Below are 20,185 nucleotides of genomic sequence, written 5' to 3' on the forward strand. Positions count from 1 at the left end.
CAAACTATTGTTCACCGACATCCGTCTTATTAAGAAAACATTAAAAAATCCTTAATAATTACTTGGGGATAAGCTTAACAATAGTCATATTATTGCAAAACCCGCCAATCAATATGATCAACATCATTGATGCACTTGATATTTGAATTAAATGTAGTTGATAATAATTTTTCGTCCAATAAGAGTGCAGATGCGCCAGAATTAACCAAATATCCATTTTTTATGAGCCAAACTCTGCCTGCTTTTTGATAAGAATGATTCAAATTATGTGTACTCATAATAACGGCACCACCTTGTTGGCAAAATTTATCAACCCATTTATCCAAAATTGCCAACTGTACGACATCTAAATTATTCGTTGGTTCATCAAGTAATATTAATTTTCCTTTTAAATCATAACTTGACCATAATTGGATAAATGCACCAACAATTCTAACCCTTTGCCATTCGCCTCCTGATAAATGATGAATGTTTTTTGACAATAATTTGTCAATTTTAAAATCATTTAACAGCATATTTAATTGCTGAACATCCATTTTCGACAATTTATGATATAGCGAGAGATAATGAAAAACAGGCATAAATGACAAAGCTTCCAATTGTTGTATAACAATGCTCTGCATTCTAGAAAGATCATCATATTTATAATGTCTTATTGAAGTTTCGTTTAGAATGATTTCACCATTAAATGGAAGCTCTCCTGCGATTGCCATTAAAAGTGTGCTCTTTCCCGCGCCATTTGCGCCAATTAAGTGAACACGTTCGCCATAATTTACTTGTTCTGTAAATGCGTTAAGTCGATTATTAACACTTAAATTCTCAAGTTTAAGTAACGCCATATTACAAACGCCCCATCTCTTTTGTTGCCAATAACCAGATAAATAAAGGCGCACCAAGCGTTGCTGTAATCACTCCTATCGGAACTTCTGCACCATTTAAAATCAAGCGAGATAGCAGATCAGCAAGCAATAATAATCCGCCACCAGCAAGCGCGCACGCGGGTAATAACGTTTTATAATGGGTTATTCCACATAGTCTTAATAAATGCGGTACAACAAGCCCTACAAAGCTTATAGCGCCCGCTAAAGCAACGCTCAGCCCTATCAATAACCCAACGGCTAAAATAAACCAATTTCGCCATTGATTAACGGATATACCTAATTGCTTTGCTCTGAATGAACCCAAAGATAAATAATTAAGAACATCAGCTTGTAGAATAAGAATTAAGACAATAGGGATAAGAGTCCAAAATAAGATTTGATGACGCCAATCAATGCCACTAAAACTCCCCATCAACCAATACATTAATTGTCTTAAATCCAAAGCTGAACTGAAATAAACCAGCCAAGTCATTATCGCGCTTGCCATAACACCTAATGCCACACCAATTAATAGTAACTGAGCATTAGACAGTTTTCTTATGCGAGTAAAAAACATTAATAAGAGAGTGATCCCTAATGCACCGAGTATCGCCGCACTACTTATTAACCAAGGACTTAAACCAATTTGTAAAACAATGATTAATACAACACACACTCCCGCACCACTGCTTACTCCTAGTAATCCTGGCTCTGCGAGTGGATTTTGGAATAGTGCCTGCATAATAGCGCCTGCAATTGCTAGGCTGGCACCAACAGTCACTACTGCAAGTATTCTTGGTAAACGGATCTGCCAAACAAATAAATGGGCTTCATCTGTTAACCATTGATGTGGAAATAACGTAATCTCACCAACAGAGAGGGAAAAAACAAACAAGAAACATAATACTAATGTCATTAGAAACAGCTTTTTTCTGTCGTCAATGCGTTGTCTTTTAGTAAATTTAATCAGAGGATTTATTTCTTTTTCTTTATTCATTTCATTCCCTATCCATGCAACAACGGCTCTTACTGTTTTTATTTATAAAATAATTTTTTAGCAACATAACATGTTCGTATTCAATGATGAAAAACTAAATTTAGAACATGTAAGCCAGTCTCTAATAATGGAGAAAAAACTGGAATTAACTATCACAGTGTTGATATAGGCAAGAGATGAAAAGAAAGAGTCAAAATAAGAAATGAGAATAAAAAGAAAGATAACGAAAAAATAAAAACCTTCCATCCAAATAGAAATATCCATTCAGACTATATCGATAAATATAAACATCCTAATGCGTTTATCATCAAAATTAAATACAGACAATAATGATAAAAAAACGGCTTTCAAAGAAAGCCGTTTTGGATGTTTTTTAAATCTTATTCTTTTAGTGTTGCGCTCTCAACCCGGCTTTTTAACTTTTGTCCTGGGCGGAAAGTAACAACACGGCGAGCTGTAATAGGAATGTCTTCCCCAGTTTTCGGATTACGACCTGGGCGCTGATTTTTATCACGCAGGTCAAAGTTTCCGAATCCAGACAGCTTCACCTGTTCTCCATTTTCAAGAGAACGACGCACTTCCTCAAAAAAGGATTCTACAAGGTCTTTTGCATCGCGTTTGCTAACACCAAGTTTTTCAAACAGATTTTCTGCCATTTCAGCTTTTGTAAGCGCCATAGGTCTAGTCCCTCAAGGATGCTTGGAATCGCTGTTTCAATGCTGCTACACAGTTACTCACTGTTGCAGCAATCTCATCTTCTTCCAGTGTATGCTCGATATCCTGCAAGATTATGCTAATAGCGAGGCTTTTATAGCCCTCTGCTACTCCCTTACCACAATACACGTCAAATAAGTTTATGCCAACTATTTGATTTCCGCCAACTTTCTTACATTCGGCTAAAATATCCTCTGCAGCAACATCATTCGGAACAACTACAGCGATATCTCTACGATTCGAAGGGTAACGAGAAATTGCTTTTGCTTGTGGTAAACTGCGATTTGCAATTGCATTCCAACGTATTTCGAATACTACCGTACGACCGTTTAAGTCAAGTTTACGTTCAAGCTCTGGATGAACAACGCCAATACAGCCAATATATTCATTTCTCAGATAAATCCCAGCACTTTGTCCCGGATGAAGTGCTGAATGATTAGCTGGTTTAAATGTAATTTCATCTAGCTGGCCTGTCAATTCCAGAATTGATTCAATATTACCTTTCAAATCAAAGAAATCAACAGTTTGCTTCTCTAAACCCCAATGTTCTTCATTACGGTTGCCCGCGATCACACCAGCTAACATAAGTTCCTGACGTATTCCATATTCTGCTTGATTATCAGGAACAAAACGCAGACCTGCTTCAAATAACCTAACTCTAGATTGTTGACGGTTCTGATTATATACAGTCGTAGTCAATAATCCGGTTAATAAAGACAGTCTCATTGCTGACATATCCGCTGAAATTGGATTAGGCAGAATTAATGCTTCTTCATTTGGATGTAGTAAAGATTGGATCTTAGGATCAACAAAACTATAAGTAATTGCTTCTTGGAAGCCGTTGTCTACTAGCATTGTTTTAACGCGTTTTAATGACAAGTTCGCTTCGCGATGATTAGTCATTACCAAATCAGCGCGTAATGGTACATCTGGAATATTGTTGTAACCATAAATACGAGCAACTTCTTCAATCAAATCTTCTTCGATTTGAACATCAAAACGCCAAGAAGGAACTGTTGCTAACCAGCCATCATTTTCAACAGAAACGTTGAAACCTAAGCGAGTTAATGAATCCAGAACTTGTGCATCATCAATTACGTGACCTAATAAACGGTCTAATTTTTTACGTGTTAATTTAACTGGTGCAATATTTGGTAAATGTGCTTTATTGGTTACATCAATCACTTCACCAACTTCACCACCGCAAATTTCTAACAGTAACTTAGTTGCGCGCTCAATTGCGTTGTATTGCAGCTCAAAATCAACACCACGCTCAAAACGATGAGAGGCATCAGTATGCAAGCCATAACGACGTGCACGGCCTGTGATGGATAATGGAGAGAAGAATGCACACTCTAAGAAAACATTTTTCGTTTCTTCATTAACACCTGATGATTCACCACCGAAAATACCAGCCATACCTAATGCTTGTTTTTCGTCAGCAATAACTAATACATCTTCTTTTAATGTAATTTCATTGCCATCAAGTAAAGTCAGTTTTTCACCTTCTTTACCCATACGAACAACAACAGCACCTTCAACGCGATCAAGATCGAACGCATGTAGCGGTTGCCCCATTTCAAGTAGGATTAAGTTGGTGATATCAACAATTGGGTCAATAGAGCGAATGCCTCCACGACGTAACTTTTCTTGCATCCATAAAGGTGTTTTTGCTTTCACATTCATATTAGTGAAAACACGACCTAAATAACGTGGACACGCTTCTGGCGCTTCAACACGCACAGGGAATGTTGCTGAAGAAGTTGCCGCAACAGGCGACATATCAGGTACTTGGCATTCCATTTTGTTGATAACAGCGATGTCACGAGCAACACCTAAAATACCTAAGCAATCCGCACGATTTGGTGTAATGCTAATTTCAATCGCATTATCATTTAATTTTAAGTATTCACGAATATCCATGCCAATAGGTGCATCAGCAGGTAATTCAATAATACCTTCATGATTTTCTGAAATAGCTAATTCAGAAAATGAGCACAGCATACCTTCAGAGGGTTCACCACGAAGTTTTGCTGCTTTAATTTTGAAGTCGCCTGGTAATACAGCGCCAACAGTTGCAACTGCAACTTTTAGGCCTTGGCGGCAATTAGGTGCGCCACAAACGATATCGAGTAATCTGTCACCGCCTACGTTAACTTTCGTTACACGCAATTTATCGGCATTAGGGTGTTGTCCACATTCAACAACTTCACCTACAAACACACCGTGAAAATCACCGGCAACAGCTTCAACGCCGTCAACTTCAAGGCCAGCCATTGTCAGTTGTTCAGAAAGCGCTTCGCTACTAATCGCTGGGTTTACCCACTCACGTAACCAAAGTTCACTGAATTTCATGAGATAATCCCACCTTATTTAAACTGTTTGAGGAAACGAAGATCATTTTCGAAGAATGAACGCAAATCGGTGACACCGTAACGTAACATAGTCAGACGTTCCATACCCATACCGAACGCAAAACCTGAATAAACTTCAGGATCGATACCTACATTACGTAATACATTTGGGTGAACCATACCGCAACCCAACACTTCTAACCATTTACCATTCTTACCCATTACATCGACCTCTGCTGAAGGCTCAGTGAATGGGAAATAAGAAGGACGGAAACGAATTTCCATATCTTCTTCAAAAAAGTTTTTTAGGAAATCATGTAGTGTTCCTTTTAAATTGGTAAAGCTAATGTCTTTATCAACAATTAAGCCTTCAATTTGGTGGAACATTGGTGTGTGAGTCTGATCGTAGTCATTGCGATATACGCGACCTGGTGCAATGATGCGAATAGGTGGCTGTTTATCTTGCATAGTACGAATTTGTACACCCGATGTTTGTGTACGCAGTAAACGCTTCGCATCAAACCAGAAAGTATCGTGGTCGGCTCTTGCTGGGTGATGTGCAGGAATATTCAACGCATCAAAGTTATGATAATCATCTTCGATTTCAGGGCCAGATTCTACAGAAAACCCTAATTCGCCAAAGAAAGTTTCAATACGTTCAATTGTACGAGTTACTGGGTGTAGACCACCGTTTTCAATACGGCGACCAGGCAAAGATACATCGATTTTCTCAGCAGATAAACGTTCGTTTAATAATGCTGATTCAAGATAATCTTTACGAGTATTCAGCGCTTGCTGAACCTCTTGTTTAGCCTGATTAATGACAGCCCCTGCAGCTGGACGATCTTCCGCGGGTAAGTCGCGCAGCGTGGACATCTGAAGCGTTAAATGACCTTTTTTCCCCAAGTATTCAACACGAACCGAATCCAGCGCAGCAACATCCTGTGCCTCTTCGATAGCTGCTTTAGCTTGAGCAACGAGTTCAGCGAGATGTGGCATCGTTTCCTCTTCCTTTGACCTGATGAGGTCTATTAGTTGTTATCAATGATGACGAATAAAATTGCCTTTTTGGTTTCTAACCCAGTATTGGGATCTGAAAACAAAAAAGCCTCCATATTGGAGGCTCAGGCGCTACTTTTCGTTTCTTTTCTTATGCGCAAAAGCCCCCTTGAATTAGGCGCTAAAGTAAAAAAAGAAACGGAAAAAAGCGATATTTAACATTGGTAATGTCTCTTAAAATATTAACTTATTGAATTTATATCATTAAGCCACAGATTTAGACAAAATAAAAGAGGGAGAAAACTCCCTCTTCCATTGCTTAATAAATAATTAAGCCAGAGCACCTTTCGCTTTTTCAACTAAAGCAGCGAATGCTACTTTGTCGAATACAGCGATGTCAGCCAGAATCTTACGGTCGATTTCAATGGATGCTTTTTTCAGACCATTGATGAAACGGCTATAAGACATACCGTTCTGACGAGCTGCTGCGTTGATACGCGCGATCCACAGCTGACGGAACTGACGTTTTTTCTGACGACGGTCACGGTACGCATATTGACCAGCTTTGATAACAGCCTGGAAAGCTACACGATATACACGAGAACGTGCACCGTAATAACCTTTAGCTTGCTTTAAAATTTTCTTGTGACGAGCACGGGCGATAACACCACGTTTAGCACGAGCCATATTAAACTCCTAAATGTCTATATTCTGTTAAAAAAGTGATACTTATGCGTATGGTAAGCAAGCTACGACCAGACCTAAATCTCCTTTAGAGACCATGCCTTTTGGACGTAAATGACGTTTACGCTTAGTTGACTTTTTAGTCAGAATGTGACGGAGGTTAGCATGCTTGCGCTTGAAGCCACCACCAGCAGTTTTTTTAAAGCGCTTAGCTGCGCCGCGTACTGTTTTAATCTTTGGCATTTCTATAATCCACTTCGCATTGTTAATAACATAAAATAATAAGGCGAATAGCAATCAGCCTTTAAAGGCTGACGCTATTACTTGAATTGCCCGACTATTTCTTCTTCGGCGCTAACACCATGATCATCTGACGCCCTTCAATCTTATTAGGGAAAGATTCAACAGCAGCCAGTTCATCCAAATCTTCACGGATACGGTTAAGCATTTCCATACCGATTTGTTGGTGTGCCATTTCACGACCACGGAAACGCAGTGTGACTTTGGCTTTATCGCCATCTTCAAGAAAACGAATCAGGTTGCGTAGTTTGACCTGATAGTCGCCTTCATCTGTACCAGGACGGAATTTAACTTCCTTAACCTGAATAACTTTTTGTTTCTTTTTCTGTTCTTTGAGAGTCTTACTTTTCTCATAGAGGAATTTGCCGTAGTCCATAATACGACAAACCGGCGGCTCGGCATTAGGACTAATTTCAACTAAATCAGCACCTGCTTCCTCGGCTTTCTCAAGAGCCTCTTTCAGACTAACAACTCCAATCTGTTCGCCATCTAAACCTGTTAAACGAACTTCATGAGCGCGAATCTCACCATTGATGCGATTCTGACGCGTTGATTGAATTCTTTTTCCGCCTTTAATACCTTATTCCTCCAACTGATGAAGACTTCTGCTTCTAATTTCTTGCAGAAGCTTTTCTTTAAATTCGTTAACGTCGATACTGCCAAGGTCTTTTCCTCGACGAGTACGAACCGCCACTTTGCCTGATTCAACTTCTTTATCTCCACAGACAAGCATGTACGGAACACGACGTAAAGTATGTTCACGAATTTTAAAGCCAATCTTCTCATTTCTCAAGTCTGCTTTTGCACGAATTCCGGCATCTTGCAATTCTTTGACGAGTTTTTGTACATAATCAGCCTGTCCATCCGTGATATTCATCACGACAACCTGCTGTGGTGCTAACCAAGTTGGGAAGAATCCTGCGTATTCTTCTGTCAGAATACCAATAAAACGTTCTAAGGATCCCAGCACTGCTCGGTGTAACATAACAGGTACTTTACGCTCGTTGTTTTCGGCAACATAAGATGCGCCTAAACGACCTGGTAGTGAGAAGTCTAATTGAACTGTACCACACTGCCATGCACGATCTAAACAATCGTAAAGTGTAAATTCTATTTTAGGGCCATAAAACGCCCCTTCGCCTGGCTGATATTCAAATTCAATATTGTTATCAGTTAAGGCTTTTGCTAAGTCTGCTTCAGCAACATCCCATAATGCATCTTCACCGATACGTTTTTCTGGGCGAGTAGACAGCTTAACAACGATTTTTTCAAATCCAAAAGTAGAATATACATCATAAATCAATTTGATGCAGTCATTTACTTCACTTAAAATCTGTTCTTCAGTACAGAAGATATGCGCATCGTCTTGTGTAAAGCCACGAACACGCATTAAACCATGCAATGCACCTGATGGTTCATTACGATGGCAACTACCGAATTCAGCCATACGTAATGGCAAATCACGGTAAGAACGTAAACCTTGTTTGAAGATTTGTACGTGACCTGGGCAGTTCATTGGTTTGATACAATATTCACGGTTCTCTGAAGATGTTGTGAACATGTTTTCTTTGTAGTTTTCCCAGTGACCTGTTTTTTCCCAAAGAACACGATCCATCATAAATGGACCTTTTACTTCTTGGTAATCATATTCTTTTAATTTACAACGTACAAATGTTTCTAACTCACGGAAAATAGTCCAGCCATCATTATGCCAGAAAGCCATACCCGGCGCTTCTTCTTGCATATGATATAAATCAAGCTGTTTACCAATTTTGCGGTGGTCACGTTTGGCCGCTTCTTCTAAGCGATCTAAGTAAGCTTTTAACTGTTTCTTATCAGCCCAAGCTGTACCATAAATGCGTTGTAGCATTTTATTATCGCTGTTACCGCGCCAATATGCACCTGCGATTTTCTGTAATTTGAAGTTATGACAGAAACGCATGTTTGGAACGTGTGGTCCACGGCACATATCAACATATTCTTGGTGATGATAAAGACCTGGTTGAGAATCTTGGCTAATATTTTCGTCAAGAATAGCAACTTTATAGTCTTCACCACGAGAAACAAATGTTTCACGAGCTTCAGCCCAGCTTACGCGTTTTTTAATAACGTCATAATCTGTTTTCGCCAACTCTAGCATGCGTTTTTCTAGAGTGTCTAAATCTTCCTGTGTTAGCGAATGGTCTAAATCGACATCGTAGTAGAATCCATTTTCAATAACAGGACCAATCGCCATTTTGGTGTGTGGCCATAATTGTTTAATTGCATGTCCCAATAAGTGGGCACAAGAGTGACGAATAATTTCAAGACCTTCATCATCTTTTGCGGTGATAATCGCCAGATTTGCATCATGTTCGATTAATTCACAAGCATCTACCAGCTCACCATTAACACGGCCTGCAATACATGCTTTCGCAAGTCCAGGGCCGATATCTGCAGCGACATCCATGACAGAAACTGCATTTTCAAATTGACGTTGGCTTCCGTCAGGAAGAGTAATAATTGGCATTTAAAATCCTTATTTACAGTGGTGACCCATACGCAAGATCACTTGTAAGCTTTTTATTTCATATATATTCAGTACGTTACGACAATTTCTCACTTTACCTCGCGAGGTTTGTACACAGTTATGTACACATATTTATTTTATAAATATCCATAGCATCACTGAGCCTTATCGTAACTCAGGGGGGATATTATCACAGACTATAAAGATTTATACATTTATCTCATCGGTAATTTTAACATCTCTTTTTTTAATACAGGGAGATAGATAGAATTTTTTCTTTAATTTGACTACCATAACGAGCAAGCGGAAACCGTGGCTTTTAAAATAACATTCTCTAGGGCGGACCAGAATCTTCATTGTTAATATATAAGGTGTGTAACGTGTTTTATCTAAAGCCCCGCTCTCGTAAATTAGTCTATGCTATTACCTTTGAAACTCTTGCGATTTTATTAAGCACTGTTTTACTAGCGATATTAAGCCAAAGCCAATCACATAATTCACTACCCGTTGCAATCGCTGTTTCTGTTATTGCCTTGATTTGGAATTATATTTTTAATTTTTTCTTTGAATTAATTGAATCAAAACTAAAAATCAAAAAGCGTACCGTTATGGTACGGCTTACTCATGCAATAAGTTTTGAATTAGGTCTGTTCTTCTTTACCATTCCACTTTATATGTGGTGGTATAACGTGGATTTTATCAAAGCAATTAGTATGGAAATCACGATATTAGTGTTCTTCTTTGTCTATACTTATTTATTTACACTCGCCTTCGATAAATTATGCCCTCGAGTTTATTCAACAGGAAATAAAGTGGTGTAATGGCTTAATCTTGTCGATACTCAGTAGGACTTTTATTAAAGTATTGGCGAAATGCCTGACTAAATGCAGAATGCGAGTCATATCCTACAACTAAAGCAATATTTTCAATATTTACTGATGTGTATTTTAATAATTCAGCGGCTTTGCTAAGTCGCTGTTGAGTGACATATTGCATCACAGATACTCCCACCTCTGCTTTCATTTTTCGTTGTAACGTACTCACTGACGTATTAAAAGCGCAAGCAATATCATATGTGGTTAATGGTGTATGTAATTTATTCACTAACCAAGCATCCAAACTATCGCGCCAACCTTTTTGTATTTTCATTTGAGCGAGTAATAAACGTGTGATCGTTGAATATTGATCTGGAGGTTGAGGATATTGATGTAGCCACTCTAATAAACCAATGGCTGCTGGTGATAACACAAATTGTCCACCTTTCTCACTTAATTGCCATTGAGACGTTGCAGGGAGTTCTAGAATAAGATTTTTATTATCTATATTGCCTGAAAAGGCATGATGAATAGTTGGAGGGATAATCAAACAGTTTTGATTGGAAATCAGAAAATCTTCTCGATTGAAATTAACTTCCATCGAACCCGAAAGCCCGAAAATAATCTGCCATAAATTATCATGCTGATGAGATACCGTCTCTTGTGTATAACATCGCAAATGCAATTGAGGTAATAACAAAAGACACTCCTTTATATCCATCCTGCTATTGAATAATTACTATATCAAAACTCAGCCGAACATCACTATTTAAGAGTGTCTTATCAAGATACTTATTTACGCTAAACGCGAGCCATTTGGTAAAGGTAAGTTAAACTCAGCCAATACAATTGCTCCTGTTTCATCAGGTGCCCCTGTAATTAAAACTTCAGATTTTATACCTGCAATGCGTTTAACTGGAAAATTACATACACATAAAATACGACGTCCCACAAGCTCTTCAGGTGTATAGTTTACCGTAATTTGAGCACTTGAACGCTTTATACCTAATTCGCCCAAATCAACTTCCATAACATAAGCAGGTTTATTCGCTTTTTTATTTATTTCTGCGCTAATAATCGTTCCTACTCTCATTTCTACTCGTAAAAAATCATCCCATTCAATTAAATCTGTCATTTTTTTACCAATCTATTGTGTTTATGGTTATATCACTATTACTGAATTATAGATTAACACGCATGATGCTGGCTCACCTGTGGTGAGACAATCATTCTCTATTGAGAAAGAGTCACTCACACTCTTTTTTCTCTATTTTCATCATTCTGAAATTTATCTACTTTTTAATAACCTTTTAAATAACCATATCAATTCATAAATTTGTTATGTATAAAAAGTATTCTTAAGAAATGTGTTTTTATTCCCCCCAGAGAATATTTATGATGAAAAAAATAACAGAGTGGACAACATTAGAAGGAAAACTTGTGCGTTTAGTGCCCCTAAGTATGGAACACTACTCAGAACTCTATGAACTAATTGAAAAAGATAGACCCGATGAGCTTTGGTATACCACCGTTCCTTCAGTAACAGAATTACAACGCGATATTGAGCATAAACTTCAGTTACAACAAAAAGGATTAATGTTGCCTTTTACCATTATTTCTAAAGCTAATAGCCGTGTGGTTGGCATAACAACCTTTATGAATATTGATAGCCAAACTCCAAGATTAGAAATTGGTTCAACGTGGTATACCAAAGAAGTACAAAGAACAGGAATAAACACTGAAGCTAAATATCTCTTACTTAAATATGCCTTAGAAGACTTGCAATGCATTGCTGTTGAATTTCGTACTCATATATTAAATCAAACTAGCCGTAGAGCGATTGAACGACTTGGTGCAAAACTGGATGGTATTTTACGTAATCATAGATTAACGACGACGGGACAAAAAAGAGATACTTGCGTTTATAGCATTACTGATTATGACTGGGGATCGGTAAAAATGCATTTAGAATGGCTTATGAAAAAATACTAATAAACATTAAGAATATTACGAGGAAAATAACTTTTATCTCGTTTAATTTGTTATCATAATTACTCCTTAATTACCTGTTATTGGGAGCTTTTATATTCCATGCACTCTGTTTACCAGTTTTTTCAGGCTATCGGTCTTGGTCTTATTTTGCTTTTGCCTTTAACTAATCCATTAACGACTGTTGCTCTTTGGCTTGGCCTTTCAGGCAATATGACAAAGGAACAACGTAATCAACAATCCTTAATGGCATGTGTGTATATTTTCCTTATTATGACCATCGCGTTCTATGCGGGACGGATCATAATGACAACCTTTGGTATTTCGATCCCCGGTCTTCGTATTGCAGGCGGAATGATAGTTGCCTTTATTGGCTTTAGTATGCTGTTTCCAAATACACCTAATGTCGATGATCCTATTTCAGACGATAACAATCCACATCGTAATCCCAAAGAACCTAATATTGCCTTTGTTCCTTTAGCAATGCCAAGTACAGCGGGTCCCGGAACAATTGCAATGATAATCAGTACGGCGGCTTCAATTCCCTCACGTACTGATATTGCACAATGGGTATTGTATATCGCCCCTGTGACAAGCTTCTTTTTAATTAGCGTTATTGTTTGGGTATCACTTCGTGGCTCCACCAGCATTATGAAGTATTTAGGCCACAGCGGTATTGACGCTATTTCTCGCGTAATGGGATTTTTATTAATCTGTATGGGCGTTCAGTTTATGATCAATGGCGTTCTTGAAATTATTGCTGATTTGCCTGCTTTATTAAAACAGGCTCAAGCCGCTGCTAATTTGCCAGATTAATTATCACCTGCATGGTAAGCCGCTCTCACTTTTGCTAAATAACGCGGCGCTTGAGAAGCTGGATGATTTTTTTCGACATAACGATAAAAATCATCCGCACTCATTGAATTAATTTTAGCGATGGCATTATCTCTATCTTTATCAAATGTTCTTAATAAAGCGCCTGCGCCATTTACATAAGCAAGGATAGTGGCGTAATAAAGAGTTTCAGGATCGGCAATACCAACAAGGTGACGCTCTCTTAATAATTGAATATAAGCTGTACCCAAATCGATATTAATGGCGGGATCTTTTAGTTGAGCCGTTGTTGGTTGCCCTGCCTTACCTCTATTTTGGTAAACATCTCTTCCCGCAGTTGATGCTTTAATTTGCATTAACCCAACTGCATTTGATTTGCTAATAACTTCAGGTCTAAAGTTTGATTCAACTTGGATAATCGCCTTAATTAATGTTTCATCAACATCGTAACGGCTTGATGCTTGCTGTATATGGTTATCAAAAGGTGTTGATTTCCATTGTGCCGTTGAAATTGAAGCATTATTAACGCGGTTCTCTACTGGTTTTTGGCTTAAGAATCGTGATGTTTCTTTTTGAACAGGTTGACGAACATGATCAGCACAACCAGCAAGAAGCAAAATTGCCAAAGAAAAGATGATGTTTACTTTCACGTTTTATCCTTTTGCATAAAGGGTTGTACGAAGATATATTTATATATCAATAATTTATAGATATATTATTCTATTTTCATTCAAAAATGCATGCTAAAATATGGCAAAACATGAGAAATAAATCAATCTATTACGACTTCTAGTGTGTGCGTTTTATCTCAAATTAGCTCTTCTATTATACTCTCCATACTATCCAAAAACTAACTAGATCCGAGATGAACCTCATGAAGCGAACCCAGAAAGAAAAAAAGATAATGGAATTATTTAAGCCTGAGAATCTTGCATGAGTAGCTGGTGAAATAGGCTCCCCTCCTTTTGAGGTTTCTGATGTAGCTTAATGCTTAAAGGATAGGATTCTTTTAACAAGAAAAAGATTCTCGAATCTACTTACAAAACACTAGATGGTGTTGTTAAGGATGGCTTATTAGAAAAGATATCCCGTTACGAGAGGCGACAAAACAAATACCGAGACTAAGTAATTCATCCTGATGTTCATTATGTCATTAGTCGTTATGGATTGCAGGGGGAATGCCATGTTGTGAAATATGAAAATAGCGGAGGAGATTTTATTGAAGGCGAATGTGTTAAGATTAATTAAATAACTGACTTTTTTTAGTATTCACTTAGAACAAAAAGCCTCCGTTAAGAGGCTTTCAAAACGATACTAGTTAATATTATATACGTTTGTTCATTACCACTTATCACGGTAATCAAATGCTACCTGGTAATCGTATTTATTTAGCTCAATTTTATGTTTAAGGTGCTTCTGCAGATAAGGAACCCACGCAGAAATAACATCAAAACCGCCGTTATTGATGATGTTTTCTGTCGGCTTAACGGTTTGTTCAATAACCGTATCATCATCACCCAGATCTGTTGAATATTCTTTTCCAATAAAGTCTTCCGTTTTTTTATCAAACCATTGTAAATGTACTTTCAATCCCATGATATTTATTCTCCTTACAAATATTTTTTGATATTACGTTTTGGATCAGCCGGTTTTATCTGATTACCGGTTTTCGGATCAAAGGCGCCGATATGCTGTCCGTCACTGGCTCGATACCCCTCCAGTTCACCATGCTGAGAGTCCCACTCGTAGATTTTACGGCCTTTGTCTCCGAACCAGCGCGCACGTTTACCACCTCCGCCTTGTTTAGGCGTTTTCCACTTTCCTTCTTTTAGCTCACCCAACCCTTTAATTTCTTCAGTCTTCGGTGCTGGGTGATAATCATGACCTTTTTCTCTGACACCTTGGCGTTTTTTATCCTTAGCCTCATTGACCTTATCTTCAGCTGCTTTTTTCTTGCTCTCAGCTTTTTTGCGACTCTCAACTGCTATCGCTAGCGCTTTTCTCGCTTCATTTAGCGCTATTTCAGGCTCTTTAACCTTCGCGTTATAAACTAATTTGATTGCATTGGCAGGTAATGAAGAATATTTTTTTAACCACTCATCATATTCCGCTTTTTTAGCTTCATATGTTTTTTGTAATGAGGCAACATTTACCTTTAATGTATCCTCTTTCTTCTTCGCAACGTCTAACTCAATAATAGCTTCATTTAAAGCTTGTTTTGCCGCTTCAAGAGGATAAAGCGCAATCCAATCTTTTTTCGCTTGCTCTATCAGTTTTTTTTCATCTTCTTGAGAAAGTTGCTCACTAATTGAAACATATAGAGGTTCATTATCATTACCAAAATCAACAATAGCATGATAATTTTTTAGCTCAATAGAAGGAAGATACTGTGATACTGGAGGCTGAGTATTCACTACAGTTCGTTGCTTCTTCCATTCTTTTTCTTGTTCAAGCTTAATTTTTACAGGCTTCATATTAGGAATAATTTCTGCTGTATAAATACCTTGCATTCCTGTTGGTTTAGCTTGAACAATGGGTACTGAGAGTGATCCGTTAACAGAAATAACTGTTTTCTGTTTTTGTTTAATTTCATCAAAAGCAGAAGTAATATAGGTATCAACCACAACTTGCTTTTCTTTGATAAATCTCCCTATTTCAGTAGCAATCACTGATGCTGGTAATGTCGATACCTGATAGGTCTTCTTTTCATCATAAATATGTAAAAAACCATGCTTATTTAATAATGCCATTTCCTCCTTAGTAGTCATTATATTGTTATTTGGCATTAAACCTTCAATTGCAATTCCCCATGGCGTAAAACGATTTAATAATGATGCTTTACTCACTAATTGTGCGACATTATTTTTAGCAAAATTAAACGCCGTTGTAATAGCTGTTTGAGTTGCACTTAAATTACCACTAGCAATAGTAAAATTAAGTACCCCATTTTTTAGTGGGAATAGAAATACGGTACTACCTACGGGAATAACTGAGGCGGCTTCAGGGCTCTCACTTAAATTTATATTATCGTCATAATATTCGCTATAACCTCCGCTCTCTTTCTCGTGATTTCCAGTTTCATTATCTTCTCTATCATCACGGTCATTATCAGTATATTCAGAATTATCATTTGAACTACTAATACCATCAGTGATTTCAATACGAATATCATTATCATCATAGTCACTCATATAAACTCCTTTTTATATTAGAAACACATAACACCTGTATTTAAATACAGTATAAATTATGAGGCAATAATCTTATTTCGGTTATGTTCGGAATAATCATCATTAAAAACTAACTCATCCTTAAGCTAAGTAGATTTAATCAGTTATCAATTTCTGGTGTCTTATTGGTATCATGATTTTCTTCCTTTCCTTTTTGTCTGAGTTCTTCTTCCTCTTTCTGTGCTTCTTCTATCTCACTCACAATAAGTAGCACTAAAATTAAAATCGCTCAGCATAAAAAGGTAAATTGACTAAAATAAAAACAGCCAAATTATTAAAAATAAGAAGCATTACCATTAAAATGGTGTAGAGATAATTTTTCATTAGGAGCTGGATATGACTAAAAAATATTATATTAATAATATGTTCTGGGGCTATTTTATGATGTTGGTGATGGTTTATCTTAATTATAACGATCACACTATTGAAGGTTTATTAATGCTAACTTTAAGCATACCTAGTGCAATTTTTTTTCCTTTCTCCAAAATGCTTATCGAAAAATTCGCATTAAAATATACAACAAAAAAATTCTGGAATACTGGATTATTTATAAATACACCAGCTAAGCATGGTGGAGTAGCTCTATACCACTTATTTTGTTTTATATTTTCAATTCCATTTAGCATGATATATCTAGCTTTATATTTCACAAAAAATAGGGTAAATTAAAATAGATTATCCTATTACCCTACATATTAAATACCAATCGCACCGCTGATTTTTTCAACCAAAGCGTCGTCAATCAAGGCACCAACTGTTGCAATTATGAGGGCATACCCTAAAATTCCAACAGGTCCACCAATAATTAAACTAAAGGCAAAGGCTGTCAATGCCACTGCTGCCATACCAGCAGTAATTGCAGTGGCTTTAACAAAAAATGGACGCCAATTTCCCGTTTTAACCGCTTTTTTAAATTCAACAAGTAATTCCACGGCATTAATCGCGTGATTGGTATATCCAAGCCCTTTACTAAATTTACCTAAGTTTGAAGCTAACTGTTTTGCATCAATAGATTCTAATGTTTTTATAATAGCAGCTCGATCTTTGGTATTAATTTTATTATTAATATTCTGCCCATATTTTTCATATGTACGTAAAGCATCTTCTACACTTCTGATTGTTTTCCCTTTAGATTGCTCTGCTAACTCTCTAGATAATTGTGCTGCTTTTTTACCAAATTCCTGTATCACTTTCTCGTAAAATGAAATTGTAGATTTCACCCAATTTTTAATATTATTAAACTCTTTTTCCTTCTGAGGACGCGGATCTTTATCCTTAAGTTCAATTGCAGGGAAGCCCGAATAAGCATATAAAGGCGGTAAGTTTGAATTTCTAGGAAACACAATAATTGCGTCATTAAATTGGTGTGGATATGGTGCTTCTATTCTTTTGTTTTCTACCTTATTAGGTAATTCTACTTTTTCTGGATATGAGAATTTTTTATTTTCATTTGAGTAATTTTGAATAACATTTCCTTGTAAACCAGGGCCGCTAGAGGAGCTAGTGGGTCTAAGCAAATATTCAATCCCCATATTCTTAATATCTACATGATAACTATTAGCAGCGTCATTAACTTCATATACAGGGACTTTTTTAGTCACTAAAACACTATCTGTGATGTAAGCAAAGCTTCTTTACGTAATCGATTTTCGTCAGCTTTACCAGAGAGAGAAAACAAACCTACTTTTCATGAAATAAGAAGCTTATCTGCAAGACTTTATGAAGAAGAAAAAAGCGCTGAGTTCGCTAAAAAAATATTAGGCCATAAATCCATGCAAATGACTGATAGATATTTAGATGATAGAGGTACCGGCTATACTGAATTGTGAGCTAATAGTGAGCTTTTGTGAGTGTGTAAAAGTAACTTATTGATATTCAGTGATGAATATTTAAATAACCTTTTACACAAATAGTTACGAACTATTGTTAATTTTTGTGACAAAACTCGACAATCTACTTAACATTTATTGGAATACATGTTGTTATCTTATTTCTGGTCGTTATCAAATGAAGCTTTTTACACAGAGATAACTTGACTTTTTTGAGATGATATTGATAATCATTATCAATTGAGAAAATAACTCTGCAACTATAAGGCAATAATAATATGGATATATTTCGCTCTGTAAACAAACTTTCACTTACGGCTTTATGCCTTATGGCATCCGTATTTTTAACAGCACCTACACAAGCAAAAGATAAACTAAAAGTCGTCACCACATTTACTATCATTCAAGATATCGCTCAAAATGTAGCTGGAGATGCAGCTATTGTCGAATCAATCACAAAACCTGGTGCTGAAATTCACGATTACCAACCTACTCCTAAAGATATTGTAAAAGCTCAAAAGGCTGATCTTATCTTATGGAATGGCTTAAACCTTGAACGTTGGTTTGAACGCTTTTTTAATGAGTTACGTAACGTACCTGCTGTTGTTGTCACTGAAGGCATCACACCAATGGCAATTAGTGAAGGTGCTTACAAAAACAATCCTAACCCACATGCGTGGATGTCACCGAATAATGCATTAATTTATATTGAAAATATTCGCAAGGCACTTGTTGAACACGATCCCGATAATGCGGCTATTTATAATCAAAATGCGGCACGCTACGCAGAAAAAATTAAACAGCTTGACGCACCATTAAGAGAAAGACTATCCCGTATTCCACAAGAAGCGCGTTGGTTAGTGACCAGTGAAGGTGCATTCAGCTATTTAACTAATGACTATGGCTTTAAAGAAGTTTATTTATGGCCCATCAATGCAGAAGAACAAGGCACACCACAACAGGTTAAATATGTGATTGATACCGTTAGAAAACACAAGATCCCTGTTGTCTTTAGTGAAAGTACAATTTCAGATAAGCCAGCTAAACAAGTAAGTAAAGAAACTGGCGCAAAATACGGTGGTGTTCTTTATGTTGACTCACTTTCCGCTGAAGGTGGCGAAGTTCCTACTTATATTGATTTGATTACTATTACAGTAGATACAATTGCGAAAGGATTTGGGCAATGAGCAATATAAAAGCTAATCCTACGTTGACTGTTGATAATGCCACAGTGACTTACAACAACGGTCATACGGCTATTTTCGATGCAAGTTTCTCTATCACTGGTGGCACTATTTGTGCCCTAGTGGGTATCAATGGCAGTGGTAAATCCACACTATTTAAAACCATTATGGGGCTGGTAAAGCCCTCTAAAGGAAAAGTGACGTTAAACGGTAGCCCAATCCAGCAGGCGTTAAAACAAAATATGATCGCCTATGTTCCACAAACAGAAGAAGTTGACTGGAATTTTCCCGTCCTCGTTTCTGATGTTGTAATGATGGGGCGTTATGGAAAAATGGGATTTTTTCGTATTCCTTCAAAACGTGACCATGAAGTTGTTGAAGCATCATTAGAACGCGTTGGCTTGTCAGGCTTAGGGCATCGCCAAATTGGTGAACTTTCTGGCGGTCAAAAAAAACGTGTTTTCTTAGCTCGAGCAATGGCTCAAGAAGGTACTGTTTTATTACTCGATGAACCTTTTACTGGTGTCGATGTTAAAACAGAAAATGCCATTATCGAGCTGCTACGCAATTTGCGCGAAGAAGGCCACTTAGTTTTAGTTTCAACTCATAACTTGGGAAGTGTACCTGAATTTTGTGACCACGTTATTTTAATCAATAGAACAGTGTTAGACAGTGGTCCAACTGAAACGACATTTACACAGAAAAACTTAGAGCACGCATTTGGTGGTGTGTTACGTCACATTAGCCTATCGGGTTCTGATCTTCATGATGATGACGATCCTCGTTCACTCACTGTCATTACCGATGATGAACGTGCTGCTGTCTTTTATGGTCATCAAGAAGAACACACTCCAGCGCACCAAAGCCAGCGCAAACAAGGAGATTAG

Annotated in this window: 23 protein-coding genes and 1 other annotated feature; of the genes, 7 read left to right on the top strand and 16 right to left on the bottom strand. The window is 37.2% G+C overall.

The genetic code is table 11. The features are described 5' to 3' along the window. Positions 1–89 precede the first annotated feature (89 nt). The 10 genes from ABN212_RS06975 to thrS form a co-directional block, all read right to left on the bottom strand. Positions 90–839: a vitamin B12 ABC transporter ATP-binding protein BtuD gene (locus ABN212_RS06975; protein ID WP_198619634.1), complete on the bottom strand. Its 750-nt coding sequence runs from the start codon at positions 837–839 to the stop codon at positions 90–92. A gap of 1 nt (position 840) precedes the next feature. After that, positions 841–1,857, bottom strand: coding sequence for a vitamin B12 ABC transporter permease BtuC (btuC, locus tag ABN212_RS06980; RefSeq protein WP_349443031.1), 1,017 nt, complete (start codon positions 1,855–1,857; stop codon positions 841–843). Between the two features lie 380 nt (positions 1,858–2,237). Then, positions 2,238–2,534, bottom strand: a complete 297-nt coding sequence (gene ihfA, locus ABN212_RS06985; RefSeq protein ID WP_349443032.1) for an integration host factor subunit alpha — start codon at positions 2,532–2,534, stop codon at positions 2,238–2,240. 4 nt (positions 2,535–2,538) lie between these two features. Continuing rightward, positions 2,539–4,926: a phenylalanine--tRNA ligase subunit beta gene (gene pheT, locus ABN212_RS06990; protein WP_109372455.1), complete on the bottom strand. Its 2,388-nt coding sequence runs from the start codon at positions 4,924–4,926 to the stop codon at positions 2,539–2,541. Between the two features lie 14 nt (positions 4,927–4,940). Next, the gene (gene pheS, locus ABN212_RS06995; protein WP_023582383.1) at positions 4,941–5,924 is read right to left on the bottom strand and encodes a phenylalanine--tRNA ligase subunit alpha; all 984 of its coding nucleotides are present in this window, start codon (positions 5,922–5,924) and stop codon (positions 4,941–4,943) included. Between the two features lie 99 nt (positions 5,925–6,023). Next, positions 6,024–6,147 (bottom strand) — a sequence feature (Phe leader region). Beyond that, positions 6,099–6,146 (bottom strand): pheST operon leader peptide PheM, encoded by a 48-nt coding sequence (gene pheM / locus ABN212_RS18870; protein ID WP_120655563.1) that lies wholly within the window; start codon positions 6,144–6,146, stop codon positions 6,099–6,101. Its footprint overlaps the feature before it by 48 nt. Positions 6,148–6,254: 107 nt before the next feature. After that, complete coding sequence (gene rplT / locus ABN212_RS07005; RefSeq protein WP_006537111.1) at positions 6,255–6,611, bottom strand: 50S ribosomal protein L20; 357 nt, start codon at positions 6,609–6,611, stop codon at positions 6,255–6,257. Between the two features lie 42 nt (positions 6,612–6,653). Further along, entirely contained in the window at positions 6,654–6,851 is a 198-nt protein-coding gene (rpmI, locus tag ABN212_RS07010) for a 50S ribosomal protein L35 (protein ID WP_004263702.1), read from the bottom strand. A 94-nt stretch (positions 6,852–6,945) separates the two neighbouring features. Continuing rightward, positions 6,946–7,485, bottom strand: coding sequence for a translation initiation factor IF-3 (gene infC / locus ABN212_RS07015; protein ID WP_036937410.1), 540 nt, complete (start codon positions 7,483–7,485; stop codon positions 6,946–6,948). Between the two features lie 3 nt (positions 7,486–7,488). After that, positions 7,489–9,417, bottom strand: coding sequence for a threonine--tRNA ligase (gene thrS / locus ABN212_RS07020; protein ID WP_023582384.1), 1,929 nt, complete (start codon positions 9,415–9,417; stop codon positions 7,489–7,491). A gap of 380 nt (positions 9,418–9,797) precedes the next feature. On the opposite strand from thrS, the gene ABN212_RS07025 reads away from it, so the two are divergent. After that, complete coding sequence (locus ABN212_RS07025; RefSeq protein ID WP_349443034.1) at positions 9,798–10,238, top strand: PACE efflux transporter; 441 nt, start codon at positions 9,798–9,800, stop codon at positions 10,236–10,238. Between the two features lie 4 nt (positions 10,239–10,242). Here the strand turns inward: ABN212_RS07025 and ABN212_RS07030 are convergent, their stop codons facing one another. Together ABN212_RS07030 and ABN212_RS07035 are read right to left on the bottom strand one after the other, a co-directional pair. After that, positions 10,243–10,932: an AraC family transcriptional regulator gene (locus tag ABN212_RS07030; RefSeq protein WP_109372519.1), complete on the bottom strand. Its 690-nt coding sequence runs from the start codon at positions 10,930–10,932 to the stop codon at positions 10,243–10,245. 96 nt (positions 10,933–11,028) lie between these two features. Then, positions 11,029–11,367 carry a tRNA-binding protein gene (locus ABN212_RS07035; protein WP_088495790.1) on the bottom strand — a complete coding sequence of 113 codons (339 nt, stop codon included), beginning with the start codon at positions 11,365–11,367 and terminating at the stop codon, positions 11,029–11,031. Between the two features lie 263 nt (positions 11,368–11,630). Between ABN212_RS07035 and ABN212_RS07040 the strand changes: the two genes are divergently transcribed. Both ABN212_RS07040 and ABN212_RS07045 read left to right on the top strand, forming a co-directional pair. Then, positions 11,631–12,224, top strand: a complete 594-nt coding sequence (locus ABN212_RS07040; RefSeq protein WP_198619692.1) for a GNAT family N-acetyltransferase — start codon at positions 11,631–11,633, stop codon at positions 12,222–12,224. A gap of 99 nt (positions 12,225–12,323) precedes the next feature. Further along, positions 12,324–13,037, top strand: a complete 714-nt coding sequence (locus ABN212_RS07045) for a MarC family NAAT transporter (protein ID WP_099075216.1) — start codon at positions 12,324–12,326, stop codon at positions 13,035–13,037. Here the strand turns inward: ABN212_RS07045 and ABN212_RS07050 are convergent. The 3 genes from ABN212_RS07050 to ABN212_RS07060 form a co-directional block, all read right to left on the bottom strand. Beyond that, entirely contained in the window at positions 13,034–13,705 is a 672-nt protein-coding gene (locus tag ABN212_RS07050) for a transglycosylase SLT domain-containing protein (protein WP_349443035.1), read from the bottom strand. The genes ABN212_RS07045 and ABN212_RS07050 overlap by 4 nt on opposite strands. A 691-nt stretch (positions 13,706–14,396) precedes the next feature. Next, positions 14,397–14,651: a colicin E3-like toxin immunity protein gene (locus tag ABN212_RS07055; protein ID WP_198625553.1), complete on the bottom strand. Its 255-nt coding sequence runs from the start codon at positions 14,649–14,651 to the stop codon at positions 14,397–14,399. Positions 14,652–14,665: 14 nt separating this feature from the next. Further along, positions 14,666–16,246 (bottom strand): colicin E3/pyocin S6 family cytotoxin, encoded by a 1,581-nt coding sequence (locus ABN212_RS07060; RefSeq protein WP_349443036.1) that lies wholly within the window; start codon positions 16,244–16,246, stop codon positions 14,666–14,668. A gap of 375 nt (positions 16,247–16,621) precedes the next feature. On the opposite strand from ABN212_RS07060, the gene ABN212_RS07065 reads away from it, so the two are divergent. After that, a complete protein-coding gene (locus ABN212_RS07065; RefSeq protein WP_232805390.1) occupies positions 16,622–16,954 on the top strand; it encodes a colicin E1 immunity protein in 333 nt (110 codons plus the stop codon). Between the two features lie 26 nt (positions 16,955–16,980). On the opposite strand, the gene ABN212_RS07070 is transcribed toward ABN212_RS07065, so the two are convergent. Beyond that, positions 16,981–17,904: a colicin-like pore-forming protein gene (locus ABN212_RS07070; RefSeq protein ID WP_311748540.1), complete on the bottom strand. Its 924-nt coding sequence runs from the start codon at positions 17,902–17,904 to the stop codon at positions 16,981–16,983. Here ABN212_RS07070 and ABN212_RS07075 point away from each other — a divergent pair. The 3 genes from ABN212_RS07075 to ABN212_RS07085 all read left to right on the top strand — a co-directional run bounded on the left by ABN212_RS07075 (position 17,896) and on the right by ABN212_RS07085 (position 20,185). Beyond that, complete coding sequence (locus ABN212_RS07075) at positions 17,896–18,114, top strand: tyrosine-type recombinase/integrase (RefSeq protein ID WP_311747406.1); 219 nt, start codon at positions 17,896–17,898, stop codon at positions 18,112–18,114. The two genes, ABN212_RS07070 and ABN212_RS07075, sit on opposite strands and share 9 nt — an antisense overlap. A gap of 329 nt (positions 18,115–18,443) precedes the next feature. Then, positions 18,444–19,301, top strand: a complete 858-nt coding sequence (locus ABN212_RS07080; protein ID WP_232806254.1) for a metal ABC transporter substrate-binding protein — start codon at positions 18,444–18,446, stop codon at positions 19,299–19,301. Beyond that, positions 19,298–20,185 carry a manganese/iron ABC transporter ATP-binding protein gene (locus ABN212_RS07085; RefSeq protein WP_006537128.1) on the top strand — a complete coding sequence of 296 codons (888 nt, stop codon included), beginning with the start codon at positions 19,298–19,300 and terminating at the stop codon, positions 20,183–20,185. The genes ABN212_RS07080 and ABN212_RS07085 overlap by 4 nt, the downstream gene beginning before the upstream one ends.

The sequence above is a fragment of the Proteus genomosp. 6 genome, from assembly GCF_040139785.1.
Classification (GTDB): Bacteria; Pseudomonadota; Gammaproteobacteria; order Enterobacterales; family Enterobacteriaceae; genus Proteus.

Coding starts and splice junctions, on each gene's coding strand:
- ABN212_RS06975 (WP_198619634.1), bottom strand. CDS start 839: ATGGCGTTACTTAAACTTGAGAATTTAAGTGTTAATAATCGACTTAAC.
- btuC (WP_349443031.1), bottom strand. CDS start 1,857: ATGAATAAAGAAAAAGAAATAAATCCTCTGATTAAATTTACTAAAAGA.
- ihfA (WP_349443032.1), bottom strand. CDS start 2,534: ATGGCGCTTACAAAAGCTGAAATGGCAGAAAATCTGTTTGAAAAACTT.
- pheT (WP_109372455.1), bottom strand. CDS start 4,926: ATGAAATTCAGTGAACTTTGGTTACGTGAGTGGGTAAACCCAGCGATT.
- pheS (WP_023582383.1), bottom strand. CDS start 5,924: ATGCCACATCTCGCTGAACTCGTTGCTCAAGCTAAAGCAGCTATCGAA.
- rplT (WP_006537111.1), bottom strand. CDS start 6,611: ATGGCTCGTGCTAAACGTGGTGTTATCGCCCGTGCTCGTCACAAGAAA.
- rpmI (WP_004263702.1), bottom strand. CDS start 6,851: ATGCCAAAGATTAAAACAGTACGCGGCGCAGCTAAGCGCTTTAAAAAA.
- thrS (WP_023582384.1), bottom strand. CDS start 9,417: ATGCCAATTATTACTCTTCCTGACGGAAGCCAACGTCAATTTGAAAAT.
- ABN212_RS07035 (WP_088495790.1), bottom strand. CDS start 11,367: ATGACAGATTTAATTGAATGGGATGATTTTTTACGAGTAGAAATGAGA.
- ABN212_RS07040 (WP_198619692.1), top strand. CDS start 11,631: ATGAAAAAAATAACAGAGTGGACAACATTAGAAGGAAAACTTGTGCGT.
- ABN212_RS07045 (WP_099075216.1), top strand. CDS start 12,324: ATGCACTCTGTTTACCAGTTTTTTCAGGCTATCGGTCTTGGTCTTATT.
- ABN212_RS07055 (WP_198625553.1), bottom strand. CDS start 14,651: ATGGGATTGAAAGTACATTTACAATGGTTTGATAAAAAAACGGAAGAC.
- ABN212_RS07060 (WP_349443036.1), bottom strand. CDS start 16,246: ATGAGTGACTATGATGATAATGATATTCGTATTGAAATCACTGATGGT.
- ABN212_RS07065 (WP_232805390.1), top strand. CDS start 16,622: ATGACTAAAAAATATTATATTAATAATATGTTCTGGGGCTATTTTATG.
- ABN212_RS07080 (WP_232806254.1), top strand. CDS start 18,444: ATGGCATCCGTATTTTTAACAGCACCTACACAAGCAAAAGATAAACTA.
- ABN212_RS07085 (WP_006537128.1), top strand. CDS start 19,298: ATGAGCAATATAAAAGCTAATCCTACGTTGACTGTTGATAATGCCACA.